6 protein-coding genes and 1 pseudogene are annotated in these 4,188 nt (G+C 55.4%); all 7 read left to right on the forward strand.

Annotation, left to right across the window (positions count from 1 at the left end; genetic code table 11):
- Positions 1-40: 40 nt before the first annotated feature.
- Positions 41-373, forward strand: coding sequence for a TIGR03745 family integrating conjugative element membrane protein (locus ABLA85_RS17695; RefSeq protein ID WP_367965654.1), 333 nt, complete (start codon positions 41-43; stop codon positions 371-373).
- Positions 374-383: 10 nt separating this feature from the next.
- The gene (locus ABLA85_RS17700; protein ID WP_367965649.1) at positions 384-740 is read left to right on the forward strand and encodes a TIGR03750 family conjugal transfer protein; all 357 of its coding nucleotides are present in this window, start codon (positions 384-386) and stop codon (positions 738-740) included.
- Positions 737-1,393: a PFL_4703 family integrating conjugative element protein gene (locus ABLA85_RS17705; RefSeq protein ID WP_367965650.1), complete on the forward strand. Its 657-nt coding sequence runs from the start codon at positions 737-739 to the stop codon at positions 1,391-1,393. Before ABLA85_RS17700 ends, ABLA85_RS17705 begins: the two co-directional genes overlap by 4 nt.
- A complete protein-coding gene (locus ABLA85_RS17710) occupies positions 1,390-2,223 on the forward strand; it encodes a TIGR03749 family integrating conjugative element protein (RefSeq protein WP_367965651.1) in 834 nt (277 codons plus the stop codon). Before ABLA85_RS17705 ends, ABLA85_RS17710 begins: the two co-directional genes overlap by 4 nt.
- A complete protein-coding gene (locus ABLA85_RS17715) occupies positions 2,213-3,625 on the forward strand; it encodes a TIGR03752 family integrating conjugative element protein (RefSeq protein ID WP_367965652.1) in 1,413 nt (470 codons plus the stop codon). Before ABLA85_RS17710 ends, ABLA85_RS17715 begins: the two co-directional genes overlap by 11 nt.
- Positions 3,625-3,981 carry a hypothetical protein gene (locus tag ABLA85_RS17720; RefSeq protein ID WP_367965653.1) on the forward strand — a complete coding sequence of 119 codons (357 nt, stop codon included), beginning with the start codon at positions 3,625-3,627 and terminating at the stop codon, positions 3,979-3,981. The genes ABLA85_RS17715 and ABLA85_RS17720 overlap by 1 nt, the downstream gene beginning before the upstream one ends.
- Positions 3,969-4,188, forward strand: a pseudogene (locus tag ABLA85_RS17725) (TIGR03751 family conjugal transfer lipoprotein); the annotation flags it as partial. The gene ABLA85_RS17720 and the pseudogene ABLA85_RS17725, both read left to right, overlap by 13 nt.

A 4,188-nucleotide genomic window follows, 5' to 3' on the forward strand; every position in this document is an offset into this window, starting at 1 on the left:
GCACATTTTTACCGTCTGCCGGCGTATCGGTACGAGCCTGATGACCAGAATAAACGCCTTCCTTTTATTGTGCTGCCTTTCCTGTGAATCCGCCTGGGCGGATTTACCGGCTATCGAACCACCGAAAAGTGGTGGCGGGGGCGGATTGCTGGGACAAGCGAAAGGGTACGCTCAGGATGGCATTGTGATTGGCGGATTAATCCTCACGGCAGTCGCGTTTTTTAAAGTGGCCTCCGCTGCTGTCGAAACATTTTCCGAAGTGCGCGATGGCAAAGCCACATGGACCCAGTTTGGTGCCATCGTCGTGGTCGGTGTGGTGCTGTTGGTGGCCGTGATTTGGCTGCTGTCGAAGTCGAGCAGCATTATTTTTTAAGGCAGCCACCATGCAGACGATCGCTTTCTTACCTGACCGTTTAAACGTCGAACCGATAGTCTTTCGCGGGTTTACCACGCCTGAGATGGGACTGGCCGCACTGGCCGGGATCGTGCTCGGACTGGCAGTCAGTCTTCCCCTGATCCCGTTAGCCGGTTGGGTCATAATCCCGACCGGGATGCTGATTATGCCCTTGTTACTGATTAGCTTTGGCGGACGCTGGCTTGCGCATGTTAAACGTGGCAAGCCGGAGAATTATCTCTGGCTGAAACTGGAAGAGAAAAAACGCCGGCTGGGTCTCGGTGATCCGGCATGGATTATTGCCGCCCGGGGCTGGTCATTGCGCCGCAGCAGGAGAGCGCGATGAGCCGGTTTCGTCATGCGGTGAAGAACCGGGATCAGCATATTCTGACCCTGCGAGTGGCGTGCGGCATTCTGGTGCTGGTATTGCTGCTGAGCCTGACGGGCTGGATGGCGTCACCGCGCAATCTTACCATCCATCATCCACCAGATTTACGCAGCGGCAGCACACGCCCGTGGTGGGAGGTGCCTGCTCCCAGTGTCTACAGCTTTGCCTTTTATATTTTCCAGCAACTGAATGCCTGGCCGAAAAACGGGGCACAGGACTATCCGGCCAAAATTTATGCGCTTTCCCCTTATCTGACGCCGGCCTGTCAGGATTTTTTACGGGAAGATGCCAAAACCCGTGCCGACAGTGGTGAGCTGCTTGACCGGGTGCGGGTGGTGTATGAAATTCCTGGCCGGGGCTATGGGACGCGCAGTGTGACGGTGCGTGACCGGGATAACTGGGTGGTCCGGCTGGATTTGGTGGCCGATGAATACTATCACGCCGAACCGGTCAAACGGGCACTGGTACGTTATCCGCTGAAAGTGGTGCGCTGGGCAGGCGATGCCGAGCGTAACCCTTTCGGGCTGGCACTGGACTGTTACGACGGAATGCCACAGCGGCTGGAAGCGATGCCACAACCACAGGAAGAGAAAAAGGGCGTGTTTCAATGAGAAAAGTTCCATTTGGCTGTCGCAATTTTGGGCTGGGATTGGTCAGCATCTTGCTGTTAAACGCCAGTGCAAAAGCTGATGAACTGATGACATGGGAACGTATTCCATTATCCCTCTCACTCAAAGTGGGGCAGGAACGCATTATTTTTGCTGACCGGAATGTCCGTATCGGTTTGCCGCCGTCACTCAGTGATAAATTGCGGGTACAAAGTGCCGGCGGGGCGGTGTACCTGAAAGCCAACAATGCCTTCCCGCCAACCCGTCTGCAATTGCAGGACAGCGAAAACGGCGAAATCATTTTACTGGATATCACCGCGAGTAAAACGGGCGCAACGGAACCCGTGCGTATTGTTTACCCGGATGAAAAACAACCCCTTCCGACTGAAAAATCGCAACAGCAGAACAACGCCAAATTATTGGCACCCGTTCCGGTCGCCTTAACCCGTTATGCCGCGCAGCAACTGTATGCCCCGTTGCGTACCGTCGAGCCGGTGACAGGCATCCAGCCCGTGAATCTGCATTTGCCCCCGTCCATCACGACGCTTTACCTGTCAGAGCCGATTGCGATTACGCCGCTGGCAGGCTGGCGGTTGCACCATCACACTGTCGTGGCACTGAAACTGCGCAATCCTGCCCAACGAAAAATCACCCTCGACCCGCGAGCATTACAGGGGCAGTTTGTGGCCGCCACGTTCCAGCATCGTTGGCTGGGTGAAACGGGAACACCGGAGGATACGACGGTGTTGTACCTTGTCACAAAAGGGCAGCCGGATAATGCCTTTATCCCTGAGCCGGCATCGGTGAAACCGGGAGGCCGCCATGGAGGTTAAGTCCAATGCGTTGGTGAAAATACTGGTGCCGACGGTATTGTTTATCGGCGGGTTTATTGGCATTAAAAGTTGTCGTTCAACGGAAGGTGCCGCGCCCGGCACGACGTCGAATAATGTGCTGGCCACGCTGTCACCGGAGGAGTTACAGGCGCTGGGTGTCGGGGGCGATACGCCGGAAGATACCCTGCGTACCTTGACAGGTGCCCTCAATAAAGTACGGGCAGAGCAGAAACACTTAAGCCAGCAGAATACCGATATCCTGAAAGAAAATGACCAGTTAAGAAACCAGAGCCATGATGTTGCCGGCCAGATAGATGCAGCGGTTGCGGCTATCCGTCAGGAAAATGAACAGCGCCGGCGCGAGTTACAGGATGAGCAGCAGGGATTGCTGGCACAGATTGATTTACTGACAGAACGATTAAATTCAGCACCGTTGCCTTCTCAGGACAGCTCAATACCCCCTGGGCTGGGACTGGCAGGGAATCAGTATGCGTCCAGTCCAGTCAGGGGGCAGGATGAACTCATTTGGGTGACGCCTGCCGATGAAAAACCGGTTGATACCCAAAACGTGGTTTACGGCAAACCCGCCGCGAAATTCCCGACTTCTTTTTTAAGTGAACAACCGGCAACGGAGCAAAATACCTCACCGAATGCCTCGCTTAAGGAAGAAAACGAAAAACCGGTCTATACCCTGCCGGAAAATGCCACGCTGGTTGGCAGTCAGGCGATGACCGCGTTATTAGGCCGGGTGCCTGTCAATGGCACCGTGACCGACCCTTATCCCTTCAAGATTCTTATCGGCAAAGACAACCTGACCGCCAACGGCATCGAACTGCCGGAAGTGGAAGGGGCAGTAGTGTCCGGCTCGGCCAGTGGCGACTGGACCCTCTCCTGTGTACGCGGGCAGGTCAATTCCATCACCTTTGTATTTCAGGATGGCACCGTGCGTACCCTGCCGGGCACAGGGCAGAATCAGCAGGGTATCGGCTGGCTGTCTGATGAAAACGGCATTCCCTGTATCAGCGGCGAACGTAAATCCAACGCCACGACCTATCTGCCGACGCTGTTTGCCCTTTCGACCATGAACTCGGCAGGAGACGCCCTGAACGAAAGTCAGCGAACCGCCCAAACCCACGATGCGGGCGGCATCACTTCCACGTTAACGGGCAACGCCGGACAGGCGGCATTAGGAAAAGCCCTGGCCGGTGGCATGAATGACATCACCGAATGGCTCAAACAACGTTACAGCCAGACGTTTGATGCGGTCTACGTCCCGCCCGGTGCCGGTGTTGTGGTGCATATCACCCAATCTCTGGCGATGGATTACGAAACGAAAGGCCGTAAGGTGCGTTACGGTTTCAGTGAGTCAACCCAGTATCATCATCAGGACGCATTAGATTAATGGAAAAACCTGTCTTTCAATGGCTGTTCAGTGCCAGCCAGCCCTATTGCCTGCAAATTAACCGCCCCCAACACGCTGAGCCTGTACCGGTTCAGCTCTACTGGCGGTCTGCCCATAAAAAAACATCCCGGCTCTGTCTTGCCATCGGCAATGCGTGTCAACCGCTGGGTGACGGTGATTTTACTGTCTGGCGCCTGTCAGACACACAGTGGCAATCCGTGGTGGCAGGCAACAGAGAGGCTGAACCTGAACAGTGGGAACGTCTGCCGTTTACGGTATCGGAGCTGGCCGTCCATCCTGAGTTTGCCTCCTTTACCGCCATTGGCACTATGGAGGTTCAACTGTGCGAAAAATAAACGCTGTTGTCGTGTTGTGTCTGTCAGGGCTGATGGCCGGTTGTTCAACCTCAAAAGACACGTTGCTGCCTGCCGGAAAGCAGACCGTGCTGGCGATGTGGCAGGGCAATAAAGCCGGTCACACTGCCGTACAGGCCAGAACCGCATTGCGCAGAACGTTGACCGGGACCGAACGGCGCCGGGCATTGGAAGAGCCTTATCATTACA

The sequence above is a fragment of the Xenorhabdus sp. SGI246 genome, from assembly GCF_040838225.1.
Lineage (GTDB): Bacteria > Pseudomonadota > Gammaproteobacteria > Enterobacterales > Enterobacteriaceae > Xenorhabdus > Xenorhabdus indica.